Here is a 23422-nt window from a genome sequence, read left to right as displayed (position 1 = left end):
GGGGTGCGGGCGTACGGGCCCGTCGGCGACTCCTTGCGGACGTACCGCCTGGTCGCGGGCATGTGGATCCGCTCGACGATGACGTACCGCGCGTCCTTCGCGCTCACGCTCTTCACCAGCTTCTGCGTCACCTTCTTCGACTTCGTCGTGATCCTGCTGATGTTCGGCCAGGTGCGCAGCCTCGGCGGTTTCACCTTCGCGGAGGTCGCCCTGCTGTACGGCACGGCGGGGACGGCGTTCGGGATCGCGGACCTGACGATGGGCTCGCTCCAGCGGATGGGGAAGCGGGTGCGGGACGGCTCGCTCGACACCTTCCTGATGCGGCCGGCGCCGCTGCTCGCGCAGGTCGCGGCGGACAAGTTCGCGCTGCGGCGGTTCGGCCGGGTCGCCCAGGGGCTGTTCGTGCTGGTCTGGGGCCTGCTCCTGCTGGACGTGGCGTGGACGCCGGTCAAGGTCCTGCTGCTGCCGGTGACGGTGGTCTGCGGGGCGGTGATCTTCGCGGCGGTGATGGTGCTCGGCGCGTCGGCGCTGTTCTGGACGCAGGACGCGGCGGAGGTCACCAACTCCTTCACGTACGGCGGGAACACCCTGCTCGGATACCCGCCGACGATCTTCGCCCAGGACCTGGTGCGGGGTGTCGTGTACGTGGTCCCGCTGGCGTTCGTGAACTGGCTGCCCGCCCTGTACGTCCTCGACCGCCCCGCCCCGGCCGGGGTCCCCGACTGGGCGGCCTTCGCCTCGCCCCTGGTCGCGGCCGTCTGCTGCGGGGTCGCGGGCCTGGCGTGGCGGGCCGGAATCCGCTCGTACCGATCGACAGGAAGCTGAGGACAGCCGGTGCCGTTCATCGAGCTGGAGAAACTGGAGAAGGTCTTCACGGTCCGCAGGCGCGCGGGCCTGCTCCGCCGGGAGAAGAAGGAGGTCCGGGCGGTCGACGGCATCAGCTTCGCCGTGGAGCGCGGGCAGATGGTCGGCTACATCGGCCCGAACGGCGCCGGGAAGTCGACCACGATCAAGATGCTCACCGGCATCCTCACCCCCACCGGCGGCCGGCTGCGGGTCGCCGGCATCGACCCGGCCCGCGAGCGCACCCGCCTGGCACAGCGGATAGGGGTGGTGTTCGGCCAGCGGACGACCCTCTGGTGGGACCTGCCGCTGAAGGACTCGTACCGGCTGGCGCACCGGATGTACCGCATCCCCGACGCCCGCTACCGGGAGAACCTCGACCGCTGCGTGGACCTCCTCCAGCTGGGGGACCTGCTGGACGTGCCGGTACGGCAGCTGTCGCTCGGCCAGCGGATGCGCGGGGACATCGCGGCGGCCCTGCTGCACGACCCGGAGGTGCTGTACCTGGACGAGCCGACGATCGGCCTGGACGTCGTGTCGAAGGCGCGCGTGCGGGACTTCCTCCGGCACCTCAACGCCGAACGGGGCACGACGGTCCTCCTCACCACCCACGACCTCACCGACATCGAGCAGCTGTGCTCACGGGTGATGGTGATCGACCACGGGCGGCTGATGTACGACGGGGAGCTCGCCGGCCTGCACGCCGTCGGCGAGAGCGAACGGCAGCTCGTGGTGGACCTGGAGCGGGAACTGCCCCCGATCACCGACGTGCCGGGCGCCCGTTTCGTACGGTCGGAGGGCCCCCGCCAATGGCTGGCCTTCCCCGCGACGGCGTCGGCGGCCCCGCTGGTCTCGGCGGTGGCGGCGCGCTACCCCCTGCTCGACCTCTCGGTGCGGGAACCCGACATCGAGACGGTGATCGCGAAGATGTACGGGGGAACTCGGGACGAGCGCCGGGAGTCCCTGATGTAGGAGGTCGGTCCATGGTGAGTTTTTCGTACACGGCGGCGGACGCGGAGAAGAGCAGGGGCGTGCGCCGCATGAAGGCGCTGGCGACGGCGCTGCTGCTCGCCGTGGCCGTGATCTACGCGCTGGCGACCTGGGCGCGGAACGCCGGCTGGGGGCCCTGGACGGGCTATGTCGCGGCGGCGGCGGAGGCCGGCATGGTCGGCGCGCTGGCCGACTGGTTCGCGGTGACGGCGCTGTTCCGCCGCCCCCTCGGCCTGCCGATCCCGCACACGGCGATCATCCCGACCAAGAAGGACCAGCTCGGCGCTTCGCTCGGCCAGTTCGTCGGCGAGAACTTCCTCTCCGCCGACGTCGTACGGGGCAGACTGGCGGCCCTCGGCATCGGCGGCCGGCTGGGCGCGTGGCTGGCGGACCCGGCACACGCCGACCGGGTGACGGCGGAGGCGGCGACAGCCCTCCGGGGCGCGCTCACCGTCCTGCGGGACTCCGACGTCCAGGCGGTCGTGGGCGAGGCGATCACCCGGCGCGCGGAAGCGGCGGAGATCGCCCCCGGCCTGGGCAAGACCCTGGAGAAGATCGTCGCGGACGGCGCCCACCACCGGGCGGTGGACCTGATCTGCAGCCGCGCCCACGACTGGCTGGTCACCCACGGCGACTCGGTGATGGTCGCGGTGCAGGGCGGCGCCCCGGGCTGGACCCCCCGCTTCGTGGACAAGCGCATCGGCGAGCGCGTCTACAAGGAACTGCTCCGCTTCGTGACGGAGATGCGGGACATGCCGGGCCACCCGGCGCGCGGCGCCATCGACCGCTTCCTCACCGACTTCGCGTCCGACCTCCAGGCGGACACCGACACCCGCGCCCGCATCGAGCGCCTCAAGTCGGACCTCCTGGCCCGCCCGGAGATCCAGGACATCATCGCCTCGGCCTGGGCGTCGGTCCGCTCCCTGATCATCGCGGCGGCCGAGGACGACCGCAGCCAACTCCGCCTCCGCGCCCGCGCGTCCCTGATCTCCCTCGGCAACCGCCTGTCGACGGACGCCCGCCTCCAGTCGAAGGTCGAGGGCTGGGCGGAGGACGCGGCGGCGTACGTGGTCACGACGTACCGCCCCGAGATCACGTCCCTGATCACCGACACGGTGGCCGGCTGGGACGCCACCCAGACCTCGAAGAAGATCGAGGCGAACATCGGCCGCGACCTCCAGTTCATCCGCATCAACGGCACGGTGGTCGGCGCCCTGGCAGGCCTCCTGATCTACACGGTGAGCCACGCGGCGGGCGGCTGAGAGCGGACCACTCCGGGACTACTTCCCGCGGGTGACGGCCCAGGAGGCGGCGGCCATGCCGCCGGCGACGGAGAACACGGCGGGCCAGGCGCCGATCTTCTTGGCAAGCGGATGGGACCCGGCGAAGGCGGCGACATAGGCGACCCCGAGCCCGGCAGCCACCTTGCCCCCACCGACCCGCTGCCACTCCCGCCCGGCCACACCCCCGGCCACAGCAAGCACGACACCCCCAAGGGCCCGCTTCTTGCTCCACCGAGCAACGGCATACCCCCCGACGAGCCCGACGGCGGCTATGGCGGGGGAGGGGATACGGGGCATGGTGGGGCCTTTCTCGGAAGGAACCGTGAGAAGCGAGTCTAAAGGTGGGGATTTCGATGCTGACTGGATGACGGCGCTCAGGCTGCAGAGTTGACGAGCTTTCGTTCCATTGTGAGCACGATCACAGGTAGTTCTGATCATGTAGCGGTAGCGTCCACGGATGGCTCTCCGTGACCTGCTTCAGAACGTGGCGAGGATCTACGACCCCACAGGGGTGACCTCGACCAGTCGGGACGACTGTGCCCTGCTCTGGGGGGTCGCGCAGCTCACTGATCTTCCGCTGCCGGACGGGTGCTCTGCCCTGGGGTTTGCAGGCAAGGGAAACATGGCGCGGGTCCCCTGGATCGGTGTCTTCCACAAGGACGTCAACACCGACCCGCAGGACGGGCTGTATCTCGCGTACCTCTTCGATGCCGACCGTAAATCCGTCACGCTGTCGCTCCAGCAAGGCGTCTCTGAAGCCTCCAAGCCGCAGCACTACGGGACGGGCGCGAAGCTCCGCAAATACCTGAAGGAGCGCGGCACTCCCTATCGGCTTGCGCTGCCGCCTCAGCTGGCGCGTGACTGGCAGGACGGCGTCCATCTGGACTCTGCTGACCTCGGTTGGCGCCCGCGTGCTTATGAGCACGCTGACATCGCTGCACGGCGGTACGAGCTGAATAACCTTCCCTCGGACGAAGAACTGGCGCGGCACCTCGCCGAAGCAGTGGAGCTTCTCTCCCACGCGGCGGCCGTGGATCGCTGCTTCGTGGACATCGAGTTCCCGACTGCGGACGAACCGCCGGTGTCCTTCCTCGGGGCGCACGGCGTCGAGGGGAATGAGCCGGGCGCATTCCAGCCGGGGAACAGCGAGGGTTATTGGGTCACGTTGGAGGGCGGCAGGAAGCGCCGCAGGCGCGACCATGAGCGACTCTTGCGGGAGTTCGCCGCGCACGCAGCTGCTTGCTCGTACCAGGCGATCAACACCTCAATCGGCCATCGCGACTTGATCCTCCGTACCGAGAATTCGTCCCTTGAGTGGCTTGTCGAGGCCAAACAAGTACCTGAAGGCGGACACCGCGATGCCGTCCGGCAGGCCGTAGCGCAGCTCTTTGAGTACCGCTACGCCTACTACCAGCAGACCGAACGGCAAGACCCCCATCTCCTGGCTGTCTTCAGCGCCCCGATAGGCGTCTTCGGCCCCTACCTGGAAACCTTGGGGATCGCCGCCGTCTGGCCCACCGGAGACGATCCCGTTGCGTGGGACGGGACTCTTACGGCCGCTGCGTGGGGCCTGGTGCCGAGCGCCTAGGGGCGCCTCAGTCCTGTTCCGTGCCCCCGTGGCACTCCCCATAAGTCCGTCCCGAGCCGCACCAGCAGTCCGCCCCCCGGGCCGGGGGCCAAGCCGTTGCTCGGCCCCGGGCCGCCAGGGTCGTTGCGTACTGGGGGAGGAGGTCCGCGTTGGACGGTTTGGTGGATTCTGAGGCTGCGAAGGCTTCGTAGGAGGGGACCGTCGCGCGGACGATGCCGAGGTTCGGGGTGCCGGCCTGGGAGAGTTCGCGCAGGGAGGCTTCGATGTCCGTCAGGTGGGCTCGGTAGGTGGGGTACTCCGCTTCCAGTTCCGGGTACGCCGTCAGCAGTTCGTCCAGTTCCCGTTCCGGCCAGTGCAGGACCGCCACCGGGAACGGGCGGGACAGGGCCGTGCGGTAGGTGCCCAGTTCCGAGCGGAGGCGGGTGATCTCCGCCTGGAGTTCCGCCGGGTCCTCCGAGCCCAGTGACCACAGGCGCTTCGGGTCGTGGAGTTCGTCCAGGGGGACGTCCCCTGCGTGCAGGGCGTCCGCCCGGGTGTCCCAGGTGTCGTGCGGCAGGGCCAGCATCCTGCGTACCCGGTGGCGGGTCGTGAGGAGGGACTGGGTCGCGTGGGGGAGGTCCGGCGGGGTGGCCAGGAGTTCGGCGGCTTCCGTCAGGGTCTTCTCCGCCGCTTCCAGCTCGTCGTGGGCCTCCAGCGTCTCCGCGGTGATCTGCCAGGGTGCCGCGTCCGCGGGCCGTGCGCGCCGGACGCCTTCGATGATCGCGCGGGCCTCGGCCTCGTGGCCGTACTCCCACAGGTTCGCCGCCTTCAGTGCCCTGATCAGGAGCGGGTTCGCCGGCTCCCCGGACAGCAGCTCGTCGTAGAGGGCCGTCGCGGCGGGGCGGTCGCCGGCGAGTTCCAGGTGGGCCGCGGCCCGCAGGTACAGGGGCTCCCTGTCCCCGGGGTACTGCGCTGCCGTGCGCAGCAGGCGCTCGGCTTCGGTGGTGTGGGCGGCAGGCGTGTCGGGGCGCATGCCCTCCACCGTACTGCTGTACGGGCCTGGAGAGTTGGCACCTCAGCGCTTATCGTGCCCGGGTGCGGGCCAGGGTGGGGCAGCGGGTGCCGGTCGTCGTCCAGTCGCGAGGGCGGCGGCGTACCGGCGCGCGGGTGCTGTGGGTGGCCGCGGAGGCCTTCGTCACCTGCGGTGTCGTCGTGCTGCTCCTCGTGGTCCATCAGCTGTGGTGGACCAATCAGCAGGCCCTCGCGGATGCCCGCCGGGAGGTCGCCGTTCTGGAGCGGGAGTGGGGTGGTCTCGATGAGCCGCTCCCGAGCCCGGCCGGGGTGTCGGCGCCGCCGCTGTCCCCGCCGTCCGCCGCGTCTCCGTCGGTCCCGGCGTCCGATCCTCTCCCCGCGTCCGATCCCCTCCCCCCGTCCGATGCCCGCCCGTCGTCGTCTCGCGCCGCGTCTCCTCCCTCTCTCTCCTCCTCCGAGGCCTTCGCCGTTCTCCGTATCCCCCGGCTCGGTCTCACCGTTCCCGTCGCCCACGGCGTCTCCAAGCGTTCCGTCCTCGACCGGGGGTACGTCGGGCACTATCCGGGCACCGCCGGCCCCGGCCGGCCCGGGAACTTCGCCCTCGCCGGGCACCGCAACACCCACGGTGAGCCGTTCCGGTACCTCAACCGGCTCGCCGCGGGCGATGTCATCTCCGTGCGGACCCGGAGCGGCACCTACACCTATCGCGTCGACCAGATCCTGCCGCGGACCGCTCCTCACGACGTGGGGGTCGTCCGTCCCGTGCCCCGGTCGCTCGTCAAGCCGTCCTACGGGTACGACGCCCCCGGCGCCTACCTCACCCTCACCACCTGCACCCCCGAGTTCAGCAGCGCCTATCGGCTCGTCGTCTGGGCCAAGCTGGTCGGCTAGTTAGGCTCGTTCGGTGATCAGACGCCGGCCCCAGTTGCTGTGGCTCCTCGTTCCGTACGTGCTCTTCGTCGTCGCGCTGCCGTTCGTGAACCGGGTGCCGCTGTTCGTGCTCTGGCTGTTCGGGGCCACGCTCGTCACCCCCTTCGCGGTCTTCCTCGCCCGGCGGGGTGACCGGTCGTGAGCTCCGCGGGCGTCGCCGTGTCCGTCTTCGCGTTCTTCATGGTGCTCACCGTCGCTCTCGGGCTCCTCGCCGTGCGCCGGCACCAGACCGGCGGGCTCGACGCCTGGTCCGTCGGCGGGCGTTCGCTCGGGCCCGTCTTCATCTGGGTGCTGATGGCGGGGGAGGGCTACACGAGTTTCAGCTATCTCGGCGCCGCCGGGTGGGGCTACAACTACGGTGCGCCCGTTCTGTACGTCGTCGCCTACATGTCCTGCGGTTACGCCGTCGGTTACGTCGTCGGGCCCATGCTCTGGGGGTACGCGCGCAAGCACGGGCTCGTCGCCCTCAGCGACATGGCCGCCCACCGGTACCGCAGGCCCTGGCTCGGTGCCGTCGTCGCCGTGCTGGCGACCGTCTTCCTCCTGCCGTACATCCAGCTCCAGATCACCGGCATGGGCGTGGTCGTCTCCACGATCTCGTACGGGACCATCGGTCTCGACCTGGCCTATTTCCTCGCCTTCGCCGTCACCACGGCCTTCGTCGTGGTCAGCGGGCTGCGGGGGAGTGCCTGGGTGTCCGTGCTCAAGGACGGCCTCGTCGTGCTGACCCTGGGGTTCCTGATCGTGTACGTGCCGTCGCACTACTTCGGCGGGTTCGGGGACTTCTTCGGGCGGCTCGTGGACGAGAAGGGCGCGTGGCTGAAGCTGCCCGGGCACGGCGGCGAGAGCAGCGGGTACGGGGTCGGCTGGTTCGCCTCCACCACCGTGCTCAACTCCCTGACCGTCGTCATCTTCCCGACGACCGTCGCCGGGTACCTCGGCGCCCGTGACGCCGACACCCTGCGCCGCAACGCCGTCTGGCTCCCCGCGTACAACGTCCTGCTCTTCGTCCCCATGGTGCTCGGCATGGCCGCCCTCTTCGTCGTCCCGGGGCTCGTCGGCGCCGAGTCGAACCTCGCGCTGTTCAAGCTGGTCACGGACGCGCTGCCGGCCTGGGCGGTCGGGATCGTCGGCGTCGCCGCGGCGCTCTCCTCGATCGTGCCCATGGCGGTGTTCATGCTGGTCATCGGCACCATGTGGGGGCGGAGCGTGCTGAGTCTCGCGCCCGGGCTGCGGGCGCGCGAGAAGGGGCTCTCGCAGATCGTCGTGGTCGTCGCCGGGTCGCTCGCGCTCGTCATGACGTACACCGCGCCCAACACCCTGGTACGTCTCTCGCTCATCTCCTACGAGGGGATGGCGCAGCTCCTTCCCCTGGTGCTGCTGGGGCTCGTGTGGCGGCGGATGACGGTGGCGGGTGCCGTCAGCGGGCTCGTGGTGGGGGTCGGTCTCGTCTGCGCGCTCGTCTTCTCCGGGAACGATCCCCTCTGGGGCGTCAACGCCGGGCTGCTCGCCCTCGTCGTCAATCTCGCCTTCGCCGTCGCCGTGAGCCTGTACGGGCCGGCCGGCCGCGCCGACGAGCGGGCCGACGAGGACGTCCTCGCCCGTGAGGAGTTCACCGACGCGGCCGTCGGCCGAGGGTCAGGGTGACCACCGCGCCGGTCACCGCGAGCGCCGCCGAGACGACGACCGCCGTGTCCGGGCCCGTTCCCGCCGTGGCGAGGGCCAGCATCAGGGCCACGCCCGCCGAGGAGCCGATGTAGCGGGCGGTGTTGTTGGCCCCCGAGCCCATCGCCGCCCGTTCCGGCGGCACGGAGTCGACCGCGAGCCGGGGCAGCGCCGCGTTCAGGAGGCCGCTGCCCGCGCCCGCCACCAGGAGGCCGGGGAGCAGGCGGGACCAGGAGGCCGTCGGGCCTTCGAGGCCGCCGAGCAGGGCCAGCACCCCCGCCGCCGACAGGGCGAACCCCAGGGCCAGTTGGTACGGGGCCGACAGCCGGGCCGGGAGGCGGCGCGCCTGCAGGGCCACCAGGAACGCCGTGCCGGACCACAGCACGAACAGCCACGCCGCCCCGAGCGGCGACATCCCCGCCCCGCCCTGGAGCAGTGCGGGCACCACGCTGAACAGGCCGATCACCGCCAGGCCCGTGAACAGCGCCCCCAGTGTCGACGCCAGGAACGCGGGCCGCCGCAACAGCGCCAGGTCCACCATGGGCGTACGGCTCCGGCGCTCGACCGCCACGAACAGCGCGGTCAGTGCGACCGCGGCGAACAGCAGCAGCCCCACCTGGGGGCGCAGCCAGCCGTCCCGGCCGAGGGTGAGCGCGGTCAGCAGAGCCGCCAGGGCCAGTCCGAGCGCGGTCGCGCCCGCGATGTCGGGGCGGGAGCCCGAGCCCTCCCGCTTCGTCTCGTCCGCCCTCAGGGCCCGCGCCCCCGCCCCCGCGATCACCAGGGCGGCCGCGCCCAGCGTGCCGTACACCAGGCGCCAGTCCGCCAGGCTCAGGGCGCCCGCGAGCAGCGGGCCCAGGGCGATGCCCGCGCTGACGGAGGCGCCCCAGATCCCGGTCGCCCTGATCCGGTCGCGGCCCGCCGGGTAGGCGTGGGCGAGCAGGCCGAGGCTTCCCGCGAGGACGGCGGCGCTTGCCGCGCCCTGCGCGATGCGGGCCGCGGTGAAGGTGAGGGTGGAGTCCGCGAGGGCCCCGAGGGCGGTGGTGAGGCCGAGGGCGAGGGTGCCGAGGAGGAAGATCCGGCGGCGTCCGTGGGCGTCGGCGAGGCTGCCGGCCACCAGGAGGAGGACGGCGAGGCCGAGCGGGGTGCCGTTGAGCAGCCAGGCCTGGGCGGAGGGCGGGGTCCCGAAGGCGGCGGCCGTGTCGGGGAGGGTCAGCATCGGGGCCGTGTAGTTCATCAGGGCGACGGCGGTGGCCGCGGCGGTGACGGTGAGGGCGGCCCCGGGGCGTGCCGGGGCGCGGCCGTCGTGGGGTGGGGCGGAGGTGTGGCCGGTGGGCGCGAGCTGGGGCACGGCGGGTACCTCCACCTGTCGGTTCGGTGATTGAACTTACGTGTGACCCTCACGGTACCAGGTAGGTTCACTGAATGAACCTGGATTGGGTACGATGGGGTCATGGCTCTCGGCAAGGACTACGCTCACCAGCAGTGCTCCATCGCCCGCGCCCTGGAGGTCATCGGCGAGCGCTGGACCCTCCTCGTCGTCCGCGACGCCTTCTACGGCGTCCGCCGCTACAACGACTTCCTCGTCCACCTCGGCGCCCCCCGCGCCGTCCTCGCCGCCCGCCTCCAGGCCCTCGTCGAGGCGGGCGTCCTGGACCGGCGCCGCTACCAGGAGTCGCCCCCGCGCGACGAGTACGTGCTCACCGAGCGCGGGCTCGCCCTCTGGCCGGTCCTGCGCTCGCTCGGCGCGTGGGGGCGGGCCGAGGTCCCCGGCGCCGTACCCGTGCGGCACTTCCATCACGCCGACTGCGGCACCGAACTCGGCCCGTACGGGGAGTGCCCGGCCTGCCGCATCCCCGTGCCGCCCGCCGACGTCGAGATGCGGCCGGGCGCCGGGCTCGACCGGGAACCCGCCGATCCGGTCAGCCGCGCCCTGCTCGGCGCCCGCCGTCTCCTGGTCCCGCTGAATTCCCACGATCCCGCGGGAACTCCCGGAGAGTCCCGTGCGTCTTCACGGTGAGCGACCGTGAAAAGGGCGCCGGACCAGGGCGAGAGGGGGCGGTATGACGACCAGGAGTCTGGTCCTGCGCGTCGTCGCGCCGCTCTTCTTCCTGCTCGCCCTCGCCGACCTGCTGCTCTCCGACGGCGGTGGCGTCTCCGCCGCCGTCGCCCTCGCCGCCACCACCGTCGTCTGCTGCCTGTTCGGAGCCCGTACGGCCCCGGTGGTGCCGCGCACCGCCGTCCGCACCGCGATCCGCGACCGTGAGCGGCGGACCGCCTTCCTGCCCCAGCGCGATCCCGACGCCGCGGGGCGTCGCAGACCCCGCGCTCCCGGCCGTCCCCTCCTGACGGCCGCGTAGGGAGCCCGCCCACCCCTGCCCACCCATACAGCGAGCACCTCTCGCGGATCCGTCATGCCGAATTTCCCCACCCCGGCACGACGAGACCCCACGGAGGGCTCCCATGAACGTCTTCGCTTCCCTGGTCGAGCGGCTCGCCGACCTGCTCCAGCCGCTCTTCGCCACCACCGCCACGGCCGCCGCGATCGTCCTCTTCACGATGCTCGTACGGCTCGCGATCCACCCCCTGTCGCGGGCCTCCGCCCGGGGCCAGAAGGCCCGCACCCGGATCGCGCCGGAGCTGGCCGCTCTGCGCAAGAAGCACGCCAAGAACCCGGAGCGGCTCAAGAAGGCGGTCCTGGAGCTGCACGCGCGCGAGAAGGTCTCGCCGTTCGCCGGCATCCTGCCCAGCCTGCTCCAGGCGCCCGCGTTCCTGCTGATGTACCACCTGTTCTCCGGCGACCGGATGGCCGGGCACACCCTCTTCGCCGCCCCGCTCGGCGACCACTGGGCCGACGCCCTCTCCCACGGCGGCGTCCTCGGCCCGGCCGGCCGGGTCTACCTCGTGCTGTTCGCGCTCGTCGCCGCCGTGGCCACGTTCACGTACCGGCGCACGAAGGCGCAGCTCGCCGCCCAGCCGCTGGACCTGGGCCAGCCCACCCCCGGCGCGGGCGCCATCGCGAAGGTGATGCCGCTGCTCTCCTTCGCGACCCTGATCTCGGTCGCCGTCGTGCCGCTCGCCGCCGCCCTCTACATCGTCACCAGCACCGCCTGGACCGCCGCCGAACGCGCCTTCCTCTTCCGGGACCAGCAGGGGCCGGAGGAGGCGGCCGCACCCGTTGCTACTCGCGCGTAAGGGTCCAGGGGGTGAACGGGGTCTTGCAGAGTGACCCGTTCTCTTGGAGGATCGACCAATCCTCCGATGGCCGCACTCCATCGGCCGGGGTACCTCAGGGCCTTTCCCGGGCCCGCCTCGACCACAGGGAGAAGTCCATGAAGCTGCTGCGTGTCGGCCCGCCCGGAGCCGAGCGTCCCGCCCTGCTCGACCAGGACGGGACGCTTCGCGACCTGTCCGCGCTGGTCGACGACATCGACGGCAGTCTGCTCGCCGACGCCTCCGCCCTGGACCGGGTCCGGGCCGCCGCCGGTGCCGGTGTGCTGCCCGCGCTCGACGCGACCGGGCTGCGCGTGGGCCCGCCGGTCGCCCGGATCGGCAAGGTCGTGTGCATCGGGCTGAACTACCACGGGCACGCCGCCGAGACCGGCCAGGCCACCCCCGCCGAGCCGGTCGTCTTCCTCAAGGCCGCCGACACCGTCGTCGGCCCGGACGACACCGTGCTCGTCCCGCGCGGCTCGGTGAAGACCGACTGGGAGGTGGAGCTCGCGATCGTCATCGGCCGCACCGCCCGCTACCTGGAGACCGACGAGGAGGCCCTCGCGCACGTCGCCGGGTACGCGGTCGCCCACGACGTGTCCGAGCGCGAGTTCCAGATCGAGCGCGGCGGCACCTGGGACAAGGGCAAGAACTGCGAGACCTTCAACCCGCTCGGCCCCTGGCTCGTCACCGCCGACGAGGTGCCCGACCCGCAGGCGCTGGGCCTGCGGCTCTGGGTCAACGGCGAGCTCAAGCAGGACGGTCACACCTCGGACCAGATCTTCCCGGTCGCGGAGGTCGTCCGGTACGTCAGCCGGTTCATGACCCTCTACCCGGGTGACGTCATCAACACCGGCACCCCCGCCGGTGTCGCCATGGGGCAGCCGGAGCCCAAGCCGTACCTGCGGCCCGGCGACGTCGTCGAGCTGGAGGTCGACGGACTCGGCCGGCAGCGGCAGGAGCTCAAGAGCGCCTGATCCCCGATTGCATCCTTCCTTCCGGAAAATGGCGGCGCCCCGCGTGGGGCGTCGCCATTTTCATACAGTTTTTGCATATTGCCGGATATGGAACCCACCCCTCACGAGAGACGGCGTGACCGGCGCCGTCTCGCCGTCATCGCCGCCTCCACCGTCGTGGCCACCGCCCTCGTCGGCGCCCTCGCCGTCAACGGCTGGGCCGACCCGCTGCCGGGCGGCCTCGGCCCCTGTCTGCCGGGCACCTGCCCGCCCGGCCCGTACCCCGACATCGGCAGCGGGGAAGTGAAGTACCGCGACAACAACATCAACGTCTACGTCGGCGGCGACATGCTCGTCCGCGAGGCCGCCGCCGAGGCCGAGGGCAAGGTCGTCGTCCTCGGCGGCTTCGACATGAACAAGCGCGCGGGCGCCTCCAGCGTCTACAACGTGGGCGTCGCGGGCGTCGGTTCGCGCGTCCCGCCGGTCAACGGCACCGACTTCCTCACCGTCGGCAAGAACCTCACCGTCGCCACCGGCCAGCGGCTGCTCGCCGAGGAGGGCACGGTCAGCGGCGTCGTACGGTACGGGGGCACGCTCTCCGGCACGGTGAACCCGACCCCGGTGAAGGACGCCGGCGCCGCCGGGCCGTACACCGCGCTCCGCGGTCAGCTCACCGAGGCCAGCCGGTGTTACGCGTACGTGGACGGCGCCTCCCGCACCCCCACCGGCACCGCCAAGAACAACAACACCGAGACCGTCTTCACGGGTGACGGCACGTCGAAGCTCCAGGTCTTCAACGTCGACTTCGACCTGGAGTCCGCGAGCGGCGGCCAGCAGGGCATCCGCTTCGACAAGATCCCGGCGGACGCGACCGTCCTGGTCAACGTCCTGGGCGGCACGCGCACCATCGACACGTACATCAACCAGTTCCCGGACGGTCTGCGCGAGCGGCTGCTGTGGAACTTCCCCGACGCGACCGCCGTCAAGTTCGAGGGCACGGCCCAGTTCGCGGGCAGCGTGCTGATCGGCAACCAGGCCAGCACCGCGACCGTCACCATGCCCGGCATGAACGGCCGGTTCTTCACCACCGGAAACCTGACGCACGCCTCGGAGACCACCGGCGGCGGTGGCCAGGAGATCCACGCCTACCCGTTCAACGGCGACCTGCCGGCCTGCGGCGGGAACGAACCCACGCCGACCCCGACGCCGACGGACCCGACGCCCACGCCGACCGATCCCACCCCCACGCCGACCGATCCCACCCCCACCCCGACGGACCCGACGCCCACCCCCACCGACCCCACTCCCACCCCCACCCCCACCGACCCCACGACCGGCGGTTCGTCGAACGGCGGCAGTGACGGCGGGTACGGGGACGACGGCGGGAACGGGAACTCCGGCGGATACGGCGACGACGGAGGTCACGGGAGTTCCGGCGGATACGGCGACGACGGAGGTCACGGGAGTTCCGGCGGCCACCACGGCCCCCACGGCGAACTCTCCGAGACCGGCGCGGGCTCCGGAAAGATCGTCATGGGCGCCACCGCCGTCGGTCTCGCCCTCGGCGGCGGCGCGCTCGTCGTCCTCAGCCGGCGGCGGAGGCGGATGAGCTGAGCAGTCGCTCCAGCGCCGCCACGACCAGGGCGTGGTCCTCGGCCTGCGGCAGGCCCGAGACCGTGACCGAGCCGATCACCCCCGCGCCCTCGACCGCGACCGGGAACGAACCGCCGTGCGCGGCGTACCGGTCGGGGTCGAGGCGCGAGGACGCCTCGAACGTCGTCCCCTTCGCGCGGAACCGGGCGCCGACCAGGAACGAGCTCACGCCGTACCGCTCGACGACCCGCCGCTTCCGGTCGATCCAGGCGTCGTTGTCCGCGCTGGACCCCGGCAGGGCGCAGTGGAAGAGCTGCTGCGCCCCGCGCCGGATGTCGATCGCCACCGGGGCCTGGCGCTCGCGCGCCATGCCGACCAGGAGGGTGCCGAGCGTCCAGGCGTCCTCGTACGTGAAGCGGGGGAGGACCAGCCGGGCCTCCTGGGCTTCGAGTTCCACCGTCTCCTGGCTGTTCACAGCGTCACCGTGACGCCCTCGCGGGCCGAGCGCCTCGCCGCCTCGAGGACGTCGAGCGCGGCCGCGGCCTCGTGCGCCGTGACCGGGTTCTCGCCGGTGCCGCGCAGGGCGGCGGCCACGGCCGCGTAGTACGCCGGGTAGTCGCCCGGGAGCGACTCGACCGGGGTCCCGCCGCCGGTCAGCGGCGACTCGCCGGCGCCGAGCCGGCCCCACAGCTCCGCCGGTTCCGTGCCCCACGTCGTGCCGCCCGGCACCGGCCGCAGCCCCTCGCGGAGGGCGGCCTCCTGCGGGTCGAGGCCGTACTTCACGAAGCCCGCGCGCTGCCCGAGCACCCGGAAGCGGGGGCCGAGCTGGGCGGTGGTGGCGCTCACGTACAGGTGGGAGCGGACGCCGCCGGCGTGGGTGAGCGCGAGGAAGGTGTCGTCGTCGGCCTCGGCGCCGGGCCGGCGCACGTCCGACTCGGCGTACACCGAGACCACCGGGCCGAAGAGGACGAGCGCCTGGTCGACGACGTGGCTGCCCAGGTCGTACAGCAGTCCGCCGATCTCCTCGGGCGCGCCGGACTCGCGCCAGCCGCCCTTGGGGAGCGGCCGCCAGCGCTCGAAGCGGGACTCGAAGCGCTGCACCTCGCCGAGGGCCTTCTCGTCGAGGAGCCCGCGGAGGGTCAGGAAGTCGTTGTCCCAGCGGCGGTTCTGGAAGACCGAGAGCAGCAGGCCCCGCTCCTCGGCGAGGGCGGCCAGCGTCCGCGCCTCGGCGGCGGTCCCGGCCAGCGGCTTGTCGACGACGACCGGGAGGCCCGCCTCGAGCGCGGCCGTGGCGATCGCCACGTGCGTCTTGTTGGGGGAGGCGACGACGACGAGATCGAGCGCGTCGGCCGCCCCGTCCTCCCAGAGTTCCTCGGGGGTGGCCACGACCCGGACGCCGGGGTGGGCGGCGCGGGCCTCGGCGGCGCGCTCGGGGTTGCCGGTGGTGACGGCGGCGAGGACGAGGTCCTCGGAGGCGGCGATCAGCGGGGCGTGGAAGACGGAGCCCGCGAGGCCGTAGCCGACGAGTCCGACGCGGAGGGGGGTGCGGTCCGTCGGGGCGGTGCCGGAGTTGGCCGTGCCAGTGATGTCCGTGCCAGTCATGCACCTCACTTAAGCAACGGAGTTGCCAAAGTGCAAGCGACAGCGACAATGGGCAGGTGGAGACGGACCTGATCGGAGTGGTGGAGTGAACGTGCCGGCCTTGCGCAGCCCCAACGCGGCGCTCGTGCTCGACCTGCTGCGCACGGCGGGGGAGGCCGGCATCAGCCGCCTCGAACTCGCCGAACGCACCGGACTCACCCCCCAGGCCGTCAGCAAGATCACCGCGCGGCTCCGGGCCGAGGGCCTCGCCACCGAGGCCGGTCACCGCGCCTCGACCGGCGGCAAGCCCCGCACGGTCCTGCGGCTCATCCCCTCCGCCGGGTACGCGGTCGGCGTCCACCTCGACCGCGACGAGCTGACCACCCTCCTCACCGACCTCGCGGGCACCGCCGTCGCCCGCCGTCACCGTGCCCTTGACCTGGGCGCGGGGGCGGGACCCGTCCTGGACGCGGTGACCGAGGAGGTACGCGCCCTGCACGCCGCCGGTCCCGATCACGGTCCCGGTCCGGGTCCCGTCCTCGGCGTCGGGGTCGCGATGCCCGGGCCGCTGGACCACCGCGCCGGAGTCCCGGGCCGGGTGACGGGCTTCCCGGAGTGGGCCGGCCACCCCGTCCGCGAGGAACTCGCCGGACGCCTCGGACTGCCCGTGGTCCTCGACAAGGACACCAACGCCGCCGCCCTCGGCCTCGCCGTCCGCCCCGCCGCCCCGGACTCCTTCGCGTACGTCCACCTCGGTACGGGCCTGGGCGCGGGTCTCGTCCTCGGCGGGGCGCCGCTCCGGGGGGAGAGGACGGGCGCGGGCGAACTCGGCCACCAGACCGTCCAGCTCGACGGCCCCCCGTGCGGCTGCGGCGGGCGCGGCTGCCTGGAGGTGCTGTGCCTGGCGGCGGTCGGGCGCGGCGACCTGCCCGGGGCCGCGCGCGTCCTCGGCGCGGGCGCCGCCAACCTCGTACGGCTCCTGGACATCGACCAGGTGCTGCTGGGCGGCCGCGAGGTGCTCGCCGCGAGCGAGGTGTTCACGGACGGGGTGCGGGAGGTGCTGACCGGTCTGGGTCTGACGGCCCCGGTCGGGGTGGCGGGGGAGCGGGACGCGGTGGCGGTGGGGGCGGCGTGGCTGGTTCTCGCCCCGGTCTTCGGAAAGTAACCCCGTAAGCAGAGCGGTAAAGCAGGAGAGCGGGAGAGCGGTAAAGCAGGCGAGCAGGCGAGCAGGCGAGCGGGAGATCGGACGAGCGGTAGAGCGGCTCGGCGGACGATCGGACTGTAGGCCGATCGGGCGGATCGGCCGGGCCGTCCGGGGGCGGGCCCGGCGTCGCTCCCCGCCCCGCCCCGTCCGGCATGGCAGCGTCGCGGCCGACCCGTACGCCCGCGAGCAGCAAAGGCCCGGCCCCATGGCATCCGCCCCCCTGCGACCGCGTAACGCCCGCACCCCGACTGCGGCGGCCGCGCTGGCCGCCGCCGCGATCGGCTCTCTGACCTGGGCGGCGGCCGCCTCGGCCGTACCCGCCCCCGATCCCCCCGCCCCCACCTGCGGCGCCCCCGCCGGTGCCGCCTTCCCCCTCGACACCCGGCTCCACGGCGGGCCCGAGGACTACCCCGCCGGGGGCGGGCTCCAGGAGTGGAAGCTCGATCTCACCAACACCACCGCCGGTTCCTGCTCGGGCATCCATCCCGTGCTCGTCCTCACCGACAGCGAGCGGGCGCTGCGGCCCGAGCAGATCCGGTTCGAGTTCTACGACGACGGGGCCGCGCGCTGGCGGCCGGTGGCCTTCGAGGCGACCGAAGAGGCCGAGAACGTCGGCGCGTTCACCGGTTTCGACGGTTTCTCGGTGCCCGCGGGGCGGACCCTCACCGTTCCCGTACGGCTCGCCTTCCGCACCGGCACCGCCCCCGACGAGGTCGTCGTGAACGCCGCGATCGTGCAGCGCCGGGGCGCCGACGGCGACTGGGTCGGCGAGTCGGGCGACTACCGCCTGACCGTCGGCCCTCCCGACCCGAACGATCCCGGTGATCCGAGCGACCCCGCACCTGACACATCCGGCACCGCCGACCCGGCCGCCCCCTCCCGGCCGCCGGGCACCCCGGTCCCGCCGCCCGGCTCGGACCCGGCGGACCGGGAGGACCTCGGTCCCGGGGGTTCGGACCATGAACTCGCCCACACGGGAAGGGAGTCGGAGACGAGCGCCCGGCTGCTCGCCCCGCTCGCCGCCGCCCTGGTGATCGCCGGCGCGGTCCTCGTCCGCCACGCGCGCCGCCGCCCCCGGCACCGGTGAGCCACCTTGCGTACACCTTCCCGTTCATCCCCGTCTGCGACCATCCCCCGGTGAACTACCAGAACACCCCCGGCACCCCCGGCGCCCCCGTGAACTCCGGTGTCCCGGAGCACGGCCGCGTGCCCAAGTACTACGCCGTGAAGGCGAAACTCGCCCTGATGGTCGACGAGTTGGGGGAGGGCGGACTGCTGCCCACCGAGCGGGACCTGGCCGTGCGGTACGAGGTGTCCCGCGAGACCGTGCGGCAGGCGCTGCGCGAACTCCTCCTGGAGGGGCGGCTGCGCCGCCAGGGCCGCGGCACGGTCGTCGCGGGCCCCAAGCTCGAACAGCCCCTCTCGCTCGCGAGCTACACCGAGGGCGTCCGCCGCCAGGGCCTTCGCCCCGGCCGCAGCCTGATCTCGCTCGACCGCTTCCCCTGCCCGGAGGCGCTCGCGCCCGAGGTCGGCGCCGAACGGGGCGAGCCCGTCTGGCACATGGAGCGGGTGCTGCTCGCCGACGACGAGCGGGTCGGCCTGGAGAGCACGTACGTCTCCGAGGCCCGCGCGCCGCACCTGGACACCGAGTTCGACCCGGACTCCTCCTTCTACGCGTACCTCCACGAGCGCCTCGGCATCTCGTTCGGCGACGCCGACGAGCGCATCGAGACGGTCCTCGCCACTCCCCGTGAGGCGCTCCTGATCGGCACCCCGCCGGCGCTGCCGATGCTGCTGCTCCACCGCGTCTCCCGGGACACCGCGGGCCGCCCCCTGGAGCGGGTCCGCACCCTCTACCGGGGGGACCGCTTCAGCTTCACCGCCCACCTGGGGAAGCAGGGCTGAGCGGGCGGCGGCCCTCCACCGTCACCAAGATCACGAGAAGATAACGGGTCTGGTCCAAGCTTGTCGGTCCGTTCACCGTCCCGTCGCCCACCGGCCCCGCCCGGGTCACCCGGCCCCAGGACCGTCGTCGTCATGAAGGTGATCGTCGTAGGAGCCGGCGTGGTGGGAACCATGCACGCCTGGCAGGCAGTGGAACGCGGCCACGAGGTCGTACACATCGAGCGCGAGGCCGAGGCGCGCGGAGCGTCCCTCCGCAACTTCGGCCAGATCTGGGTGAGCGGACGGGCGGGCGGGGAGGAGCTGGACACCGCCCTGCGCGCCCGGGAGCTCTGGGAGGGCATCGGGGCCCGCGTCCCCGGACTCGGCTTCCGGGCCATCGGCTCCCTCACCCCCGTGCGCAACGAGCTCGAGCTCGCCGTCGCCGAGGCCGCGGTGGCCCGCCCCGACGCCGCCGCCCGCGGCTACAAGCTGCTGACGGCCGACGAGGCCCGCGCGGTCAACCCGGCCCTGCGCGGCGCGTTCGAGGCGGCCCTCTGGTGCGAGCGCGACGCGGCCGTCGAGCCGCGCCTCGCGCAGCTCGCCCTCCGCGAGGCCCTCCTCGCCACCGGGAAGTACACCTTCCTGCCGAACCGTGAGGTACGTGACGTCGTGGGGGAGAACGCCGTCCGCGACGACCGCGGCGAGACCCACACCGGCGACGCCGTCGTCCTGTGCACCGGCGCCTGGCTCTCCGGCCTCGTCCGCGAGGTCGCCGGCGAGATACCCGTCCGCCGCGTCCGCCTCCAGATGATGCAGACCGAACCGCTCGGCGAGACGCTCACCACCTCCGTCGCCGACGCCGACTCGTTCCGCTACTACCCGGCCTACGCCTCCGAGGCCCTGGACGCCCTCCAAGCCGCGCAGCCGCAGGACCCGACCGCCGCTGCCCACCGGATGCAGCTCCTCATGGTGCAGCGCCTCGACGGCGGACTGACCATCGGCGACACCCACGAGTACGAGCACCCCTTCGCCTTCGACACCCTCGAAGACCCCTACGAGCACCTCACCCGCGTCGTCGAGTCCTTCCTCGGCCGTCCGCTGCCGAAGATCAGGCGCCGCTGGGCCGGGGTGTACGCGCAGTGCGTCGACACCGGCCGGGTCGTCCACCGCCAGCGGGTCCGCGACGGCGTCTGGCTGGTGACGGGGCCGGGCGGCCGCGGCATGACCTGCTCGCCCGCCATCGCCGAGCAGACCGCCGACGAACTGGGCTGGTGAACCACATGAGCAACCCGAACACCCGCGAGCACACCCTCGTCGTCCTCGACATGGCCGGCACCACCGTCGCCGACGGCGGCCTCGTCGAGCAGGCCTTCACCGCCGCCGCCGAGCGGCTCGGCGAAGACCCCGCGACGATGATCGACTACGTCCGCGCCACCATGGGCGAGTCCAAGATCTCCGTCTTCCGCCACCTCTTCGGCGGCGACGAGACCCGCGCCGAGCAGGCCAACCTCGCCTTCGAGGCGGCATACGGAGAGCTGGTCTCCGACGGCCGGATCGCCCCGGTACCCGGCGCCGCCGAGGCCATCGCCGCACTGAAGGACCAGGGCCGGACGGTGGTCCTCACCACCGGCTTCGCCCGGGTCACCCAGGACGCGATCCTCGACGCGCTCGGCTGGTCCGACCTGGTCGAGCTGACCCTCTGCCCGGCGGACGCCGGCGGCCGCGGCCGCCCGTACCCGGACATGGTCCTCGCCGCCTTCCTCCGTACCGGCGCCGCCGACGACGTCCGGCAGGTCGTGGTCGCGGGCGACACCTCGTACGACATGCTCAGCGGCGTCCGCTCCGGCGCCGGGATCGTCGCCGGCGTCCTCACCGGCGCCCACGACGAGGCGGCCCTCAAGGAGCACGGCGCGACGCACGTCCTCCCCTCCGTCGCCGGACTGCCCGCGCTGATCGGGGAGTCGGAAGCATGACCAGCGGCATCCGCTTCGACGCCGTGACCGTCGCGTACGGCGGCACCACCGTCCTCGACCGGCTCGACCTGACCGTCGAACCCGGCGAGGTCATGGCCCTCCTCGGGCCCTCCGGCTCCGGCAAGACCACCGCGCTGCGAGCCGTCGCCGGGTTCGTGCGGCCGGTCTCCGGGCGGGTGCTCATCGGCGACCGTGACGTGACCGGCCTCCCGCCGTACCGGCGGGGGATCGGCATGGTCGTCCAGCAGTACGCCCTCTTCCCGCACCTGCGGGTCGAGGCCAACGTCGCCTTCGGCCTGAAGGCACAGAAGGTGCCCAAGGCCGAGATCCCCGGCCGGGTCGCCGAGGCACTGGAGATGACCGGCATGGCGGCCTACGCCCACCGGTACCCCCGGGAGCTCTCCGGCGGCCAGCAGCAGCGCGTGGCCATCGCCCGCGCGCTCGCCATCCGGCCCAAGGTCCTCCTCCTCGACGAGCCGCTCTCCGCGCTCGACGCGCAGCTGCGCTCCGGCATGCTCGCCGAACTGGCGCGCCTCCACCGCGAGCTGCCGGACGTGTCCCTCCTGTACGTCACCCACGACCAGGTCGAGGCGCTCACCCTCGCGGACCGGATCGCGGTCATGGACAAGGCCCGGCTCCAGGACTGCGGCACCCCGCAGGACCTGTACCGCAGGCCGCGCACGGAGTTCACCGCCTCGTTCGTCGGCAACGCCAACCTGCTGCCGGTGACGGTCGGCGTCGACGGCGTCGTCCTCGACGGGACCGAGCTGAAGGTCTCCACCGAGGGCATCTCCGGTCCGGTCCTCGGCGCGGCCGCCACCCTCTGCGTCCGGCCGCACCTGGTCGGCCTCGGCGACGGCCCCAACGCGCTGAAGGGCCGCGTCCGCGAGGTCCAGTGGCGCGGTTCCACGCACCGGCTGTACGTGGAGGTGGGCGGGCACCGGGTGAAGGCGGACGTGCGGGAGCTGCGGGAGACACCGCCGCTCGGGACCGAGGTCACGCTGCACTTCGCGCCCGAGGACGCGGTCCTGCTGGGCGCGGGGGTGTCGGATGGCTAGTGCCGTGAGCACCGCCGCCCCGGCGGCGACGGCGGTGCGGCCCCGCCGCTCCACCCCCGTCTGGGTCTGGGCCCTGCCGCCGGTCGCCGTGCTCGCCGTCGTCTTCCTCTACCCGCTCGCGCTCGTCGTCCAGGAGTCCCTGGCCCCCGGCGCGTACGGGGACGTCCTCGCCTCCGCGTCGTTCCGGGAGGCGCTCGTCACCACGGTGTGGCTCGCCGTCGCCTCCACCGCCGGCTGCCTCGTCCTCGGCTTCGTGCTCGCCGTCGTGATCGCGTTCGTGCCGTTCCCCGGCGGGAAGGCGGTGTCGAAGTTCATCGACGTCTTCCTCTCCTTCCCGTCCTTCCTGATCACGCTGGCCCTGCTGTTCGTCTACGGCACGGTCGGCATGGCCAACGGCGTCTGGACGGACGTCACCGGGGACCCCTCGGGCCCCTTCCGGTTCCTGACCACCCCGTGGGGCGTCCTGCTCGCCGAGATCACGTACTTCACCCCGTTCGTGATGCGGCCGCTGCTCGCCGCCTTCTCGCAGATGGAGACGGCGCAGCTGGAGGTGGCCTCCTCGCTCGGCGCGCGGCCGCTGCGGATCGTCCGGCAGGTGATCCTGCCCGAGGCGCTGCCCGCGCTCGCCGCCGGCGGCAGCCTCGTCCTGGTCATGTGCCTCAACGAGTTCGGGATCGTGCTCTTCACCGGGGCCAAGGGCGTCACGACCCTCCCGATGCTCGTCTACGGCAAGGCGATCCTGGAATCCGACTACGCCGCCGCCTGTGTGGTCGCCGTCGTCAACGTCGCGCTCTCCGTGGGCCTCTACGTCCTGTACCGGGGGGTGAGCCGCCGTGTTGGTGCATAGCCGTACGGGGAAGTGGACGGCCTGGGTCACGTGCGCCGTGCTGTTCCTCCCGCTCTTCGCCCTTCCGCTGCTCGTGATCGTCGCCGCCTCGTTCGCCACGCACTGGTCCGGCGCGTTCCCCTCCGGGCCGACCACCGCGCACTACGCGGCGGCCGTGCGCGGGGAGTCCCTCCAGGCGCTCACCACCAGCCTGGTCACGGCCGTCTCGGCGAGCCTGGTCGCGCTGACCGTCGGCACCTGGGCGGCGCTGGCCGCGGCCGCGCTCGGCAGGAAGGGCAAGCGGGTCCTGGACGCGCTGTTCATGCTGCCGGTCGCCGTGCCGTCCGTGGTCGTCGGCCTCGCCGTCCTCGTCGCGTTCTCGCAGCCGCCGGTCCTCCTCAACGGCACCCGCTGGATCGTGATCCTGGCGCACACCGTGCTCGTCACGGCCTTCGCGCACCAGTCGGTCTCGGCCGCGATCCAGCGGCTCGACCCGATGTACGAGCAGGCGGCGGCGAGTCTCGGCGCCCGCCCCTCGTACGTCCTGTTCCGGGTGAAGCTGCCGTTGCTGCTGCCGTCCCTGAACGCGGCCGCCGGGCTCTGCTTCGCCCTGTCCATGGGCGAGCTGAGCGCCACGATGATGCTCTACCCGCCGGACTGGACGCCCCTCCCGGTTCTCGTCTTCACCGCCACCGACCGCGGCTCCCTGTTCACCGGCTCGGCGCTCGCCGTGGTCCTCATGGCCGCGACCCTGCTGGCCCTGCTCGCCGTCTCCCGTATCCGTACCAAGGCCTCCTTCCGCTAGGGGACGCCCCCCTAGCCCCACC

General features: G+C 72.8%; 25 protein-coding genes. 20 read left to right on the top strand and 5 right to left on the bottom strand.

All coding sequences use genetic code 11. The features are described 5' to 3' along the window. Positions 1 to 3: 3 nt before the first annotated feature. Genes DEJ43_RS13125 through DEJ43_RS13115 form a run of 3 tightly spaced genes read left to right on the top strand, consistent with a single transcriptional unit; the run spans position 4 to position 3095 of the window. Positions 4 to 825 carry an ABC transporter permease gene (locus DEJ43_RS13125; protein WP_015033848.1) on the top strand — a complete coding sequence of 274 codons (822 nt, stop codon included), beginning with the start codon at positions 4 to 6 and terminating at the stop codon, positions 823 to 825. Between the two features lie 9 nt (positions 826 to 834). Then, entirely contained in the window at positions 835 to 1815 is a 981-nt protein-coding gene (locus DEJ43_RS13120; protein WP_015033847.1) for an ABC transporter ATP-binding protein, read from the top strand. Positions 1816 to 1826: 11 nt separating this feature from the next. Next, positions 1827 to 3095 carry a DUF445 domain-containing protein gene (locus DEJ43_RS13115; RefSeq protein ID WP_015033846.1) on the top strand — a complete coding sequence of 423 codons (1269 nt, stop codon included), beginning with the start codon at positions 1827 to 1829 and terminating at the stop codon, positions 3093 to 3095. Between the two features lie 18 nt (positions 3096 to 3113). Here the strand turns inward: DEJ43_RS13115 and DEJ43_RS13110 are convergent, their stop codons facing one another. After that, entirely contained in the window at positions 3114 to 3413 is a 300-nt protein-coding gene (locus DEJ43_RS13110; RefSeq protein ID WP_015033845.1) for a hypothetical protein, read from the bottom strand. Between the two features lie 160 nt (positions 3414 to 3573). Here DEJ43_RS13110 and DEJ43_RS13105 point away from each other — a divergent pair, with 160 nt between their 5' ends. Then, positions 3574 to 4704: an MrcB family domain-containing protein gene (locus DEJ43_RS13105; protein ID WP_015033844.1), complete on the top strand. Its 1131-nt coding sequence runs from the start codon at positions 3574 to 3576 to the stop codon at positions 4702 to 4704. A 7-nt stretch (positions 4705 to 4711) separates the two neighbouring features. Here the strand turns inward: DEJ43_RS13105 and DEJ43_RS13100 are convergent, their stop codons facing one another. Continuing rightward, the gene (locus DEJ43_RS13100) at positions 4712 to 5716 is read right to left on the bottom strand and encodes an SEC-C domain-containing protein (RefSeq protein ID WP_015033843.1); all 1005 of its coding nucleotides are present in this window, start codon (positions 5714 to 5716) and stop codon (positions 4712 to 4714) included. 62 nt (positions 5717 to 5778) lie between these two features. Between DEJ43_RS13100 and DEJ43_RS13095 the strand changes: the two genes are divergently transcribed. From DEJ43_RS13095 to DEJ43_RS13090, 3 genes are read left to right on the top strand one after another with little or no spacing between them, the layout of a single operon-like run. Then, on the top strand, positions 5779 to 6606 hold the full coding sequence (locus tag DEJ43_RS13095; RefSeq protein WP_106433711.1) for a class E sortase: 828 nt from the start codon (positions 5779 to 5781) through the stop codon (positions 6604 to 6606). A 13-nt stretch (positions 6607 to 6619) separates the two neighbouring features. Next, a complete protein-coding gene (locus tag DEJ43_RS37430) occupies positions 6620 to 6787 on the top strand; it encodes a hypothetical protein (protein WP_015033841.1) in 168 nt (55 codons plus the stop codon). A 38-nt stretch (positions 6788 to 6825) separates the two neighbouring features. Further along, on the top strand, positions 6826 to 8292 hold the full coding sequence (locus DEJ43_RS13090; RefSeq protein WP_051026068.1) for a sodium:solute symporter family protein: 1467 nt from the start codon (positions 6826 to 6828) through the stop codon (positions 8290 to 8292). Here the strand turns inward: DEJ43_RS13090 and DEJ43_RS13085 are convergent. After that, a complete protein-coding gene (locus tag DEJ43_RS13085) occupies positions 8258 to 9658 on the bottom strand; it encodes an MFS transporter (protein ID WP_051026067.1) in 1401 nt (466 codons plus the stop codon). The genes DEJ43_RS13090 and DEJ43_RS13085 overlap by 35 nt on opposite strands. 102 nt (positions 9659 to 9760) lie before the next feature. Between DEJ43_RS13085 and DEJ43_RS13080 the strand changes: the two genes are divergently transcribed. The 5 genes from DEJ43_RS13080 (at position 9761) to DEJ43_RS13060 (ending at position 14090) form a co-directional block, all read left to right on the top strand. After that, positions 9761 to 10327: a winged helix-turn-helix transcriptional regulator gene (locus DEJ43_RS13080; RefSeq protein WP_015033838.1), complete on the top strand. Its 567-nt coding sequence runs from the start codon at positions 9761 to 9763 to the stop codon at positions 10325 to 10327. A gap of 43 nt (positions 10328 to 10370) precedes the next feature. After that, complete coding sequence (locus DEJ43_RS13075) at positions 10371 to 10667, top strand: DUF6412 domain-containing protein (protein WP_015033837.1); 297 nt, start codon at positions 10371 to 10373, stop codon at positions 10665 to 10667. Between the two features lie 103 nt (positions 10668 to 10770). Continuing rightward, positions 10771 to 11502, top strand: coding sequence for a YidC/Oxa1 family membrane protein insertase (locus tag DEJ43_RS13070; RefSeq protein WP_015033836.1), 732 nt, complete (start codon positions 10771 to 10773; stop codon positions 11500 to 11502). 137 nt (positions 11503 to 11639) lie between these two features. After that, positions 11640 to 12497 carry a fumarylacetoacetate hydrolase family protein gene (locus DEJ43_RS13065; RefSeq protein ID WP_041662426.1) on the top strand — a complete coding sequence of 286 codons (858 nt, stop codon included), beginning with the start codon at positions 11640 to 11642 and terminating at the stop codon, positions 12495 to 12497. Between the two features lie 87 nt (positions 12498 to 12584). Further along, the gene (locus DEJ43_RS13060) at positions 12585 to 14090 is read left to right on the top strand and encodes a choice-of-anchor A family protein (RefSeq protein ID WP_079179225.1); all 1506 of its coding nucleotides are present in this window, start codon (positions 12585 to 12587) and stop codon (positions 14088 to 14090) included. Here DEJ43_RS13060 and DEJ43_RS13055 read toward each other — a convergent pair. Further along, positions 14062 to 14544 (bottom strand): heme-degrading domain-containing protein, encoded by a 483-nt coding sequence (locus tag DEJ43_RS13055; RefSeq protein WP_015033833.1) that lies wholly within the window; start codon positions 14542 to 14544, stop codon positions 14062 to 14064. The two genes, DEJ43_RS13060 and DEJ43_RS13055, sit on opposite strands and share 29 nt — an antisense overlap. Beyond that, positions 14541 to 15671 (bottom strand): Gfo/Idh/MocA family oxidoreductase, encoded by a 1131-nt coding sequence (locus DEJ43_RS13050; protein WP_015033832.1) that lies wholly within the window; start codon positions 15669 to 15671, stop codon positions 14541 to 14543. The genes DEJ43_RS13055 and DEJ43_RS13050 overlap by 4 nt, the downstream gene beginning before the upstream one ends. Positions 15672 to 15756: 85 nt before the next feature. On the opposite strand from DEJ43_RS13050, the gene DEJ43_RS13045 reads away from it, so the two are divergent. From DEJ43_RS13045 to DEJ43_RS13010, 8 genes are all read left to right on the top strand, one after another. After that, positions 15757 to 16815 carry an ROK family transcriptional regulator gene (locus DEJ43_RS13045; RefSeq protein WP_015033831.1) on the top strand — a complete coding sequence of 353 codons (1059 nt, stop codon included), beginning with the start codon at positions 15757 to 15759 and terminating at the stop codon, positions 16813 to 16815. Between the two features lie 244 nt (positions 16816 to 17059). Then, positions 17060 to 17941, top strand: a complete 882-nt coding sequence (locus tag DEJ43_RS13040; protein ID WP_015033830.1) for a hypothetical protein — start codon at positions 17060 to 17062, stop codon at positions 17939 to 17941. Between the two features lie 50 nt (positions 17942 to 17991). Next, positions 17992 to 18759, top strand: coding sequence for a GntR family transcriptional regulator (locus tag DEJ43_RS13035; RefSeq protein ID WP_041663893.1), 768 nt, complete (start codon positions 17992 to 17994; stop codon positions 18757 to 18759). A 132-nt stretch (positions 18760 to 18891) separates the two neighbouring features. After that, positions 18892 to 20013, top strand: a complete 1122-nt coding sequence (locus DEJ43_RS13030; protein ID WP_015033828.1) for a TIGR03364 family FAD-dependent oxidoreductase — start codon at positions 18892 to 18894, stop codon at positions 20011 to 20013. A 5-nt stretch (positions 20014 to 20018) separates the two neighbouring features. After that, a complete protein-coding gene (locus tag DEJ43_RS13025) occupies positions 20019 to 20711 on the top strand; it encodes a phosphonatase-like hydrolase (protein ID WP_041663892.1) in 693 nt (230 codons plus the stop codon). Next, entirely contained in the window at positions 20708 to 21769 is a 1062-nt protein-coding gene (locus tag DEJ43_RS13020; protein ID WP_015033826.1) for an ABC transporter ATP-binding protein, read from the top strand. The genes DEJ43_RS13025 and DEJ43_RS13020 overlap by 4 nt, the downstream gene beginning before the upstream one ends. After that, on the top strand, positions 21762 to 22616 hold the full coding sequence (locus tag DEJ43_RS13015) for a 2-aminoethylphosphonate ABC transporter permease subunit (RefSeq protein WP_015033825.1): 855 nt from the start codon (positions 21762 to 21764) through the stop codon (positions 22614 to 22616). Before DEJ43_RS13020 ends, DEJ43_RS13015 begins: the two co-directional genes overlap by 8 nt. After that, the gene (locus DEJ43_RS13010) at positions 22603 to 23400 is read left to right on the top strand and encodes an ABC transporter permease (protein ID WP_015033824.1); all 798 of its coding nucleotides are present in this window, start codon (positions 22603 to 22605) and stop codon (positions 23398 to 23400) included. The genes DEJ43_RS13015 and DEJ43_RS13010 overlap by 14 nt, the downstream gene beginning before the upstream one ends. Positions 23401 to 23422: the final 22 nt, after the last annotated feature.

The organism is Streptomyces venezuelae ATCC 10712 (genome assembly GCF_008639165.1).
Classification (GTDB): domain Bacteria; phylum Actinomycetota; class Actinomycetes; order Streptomycetales; family Streptomycetaceae; genus Streptomyces; species Streptomyces venezuelae.
This window is presented reverse-complemented; position numbering and strand designations above follow the sequence as displayed.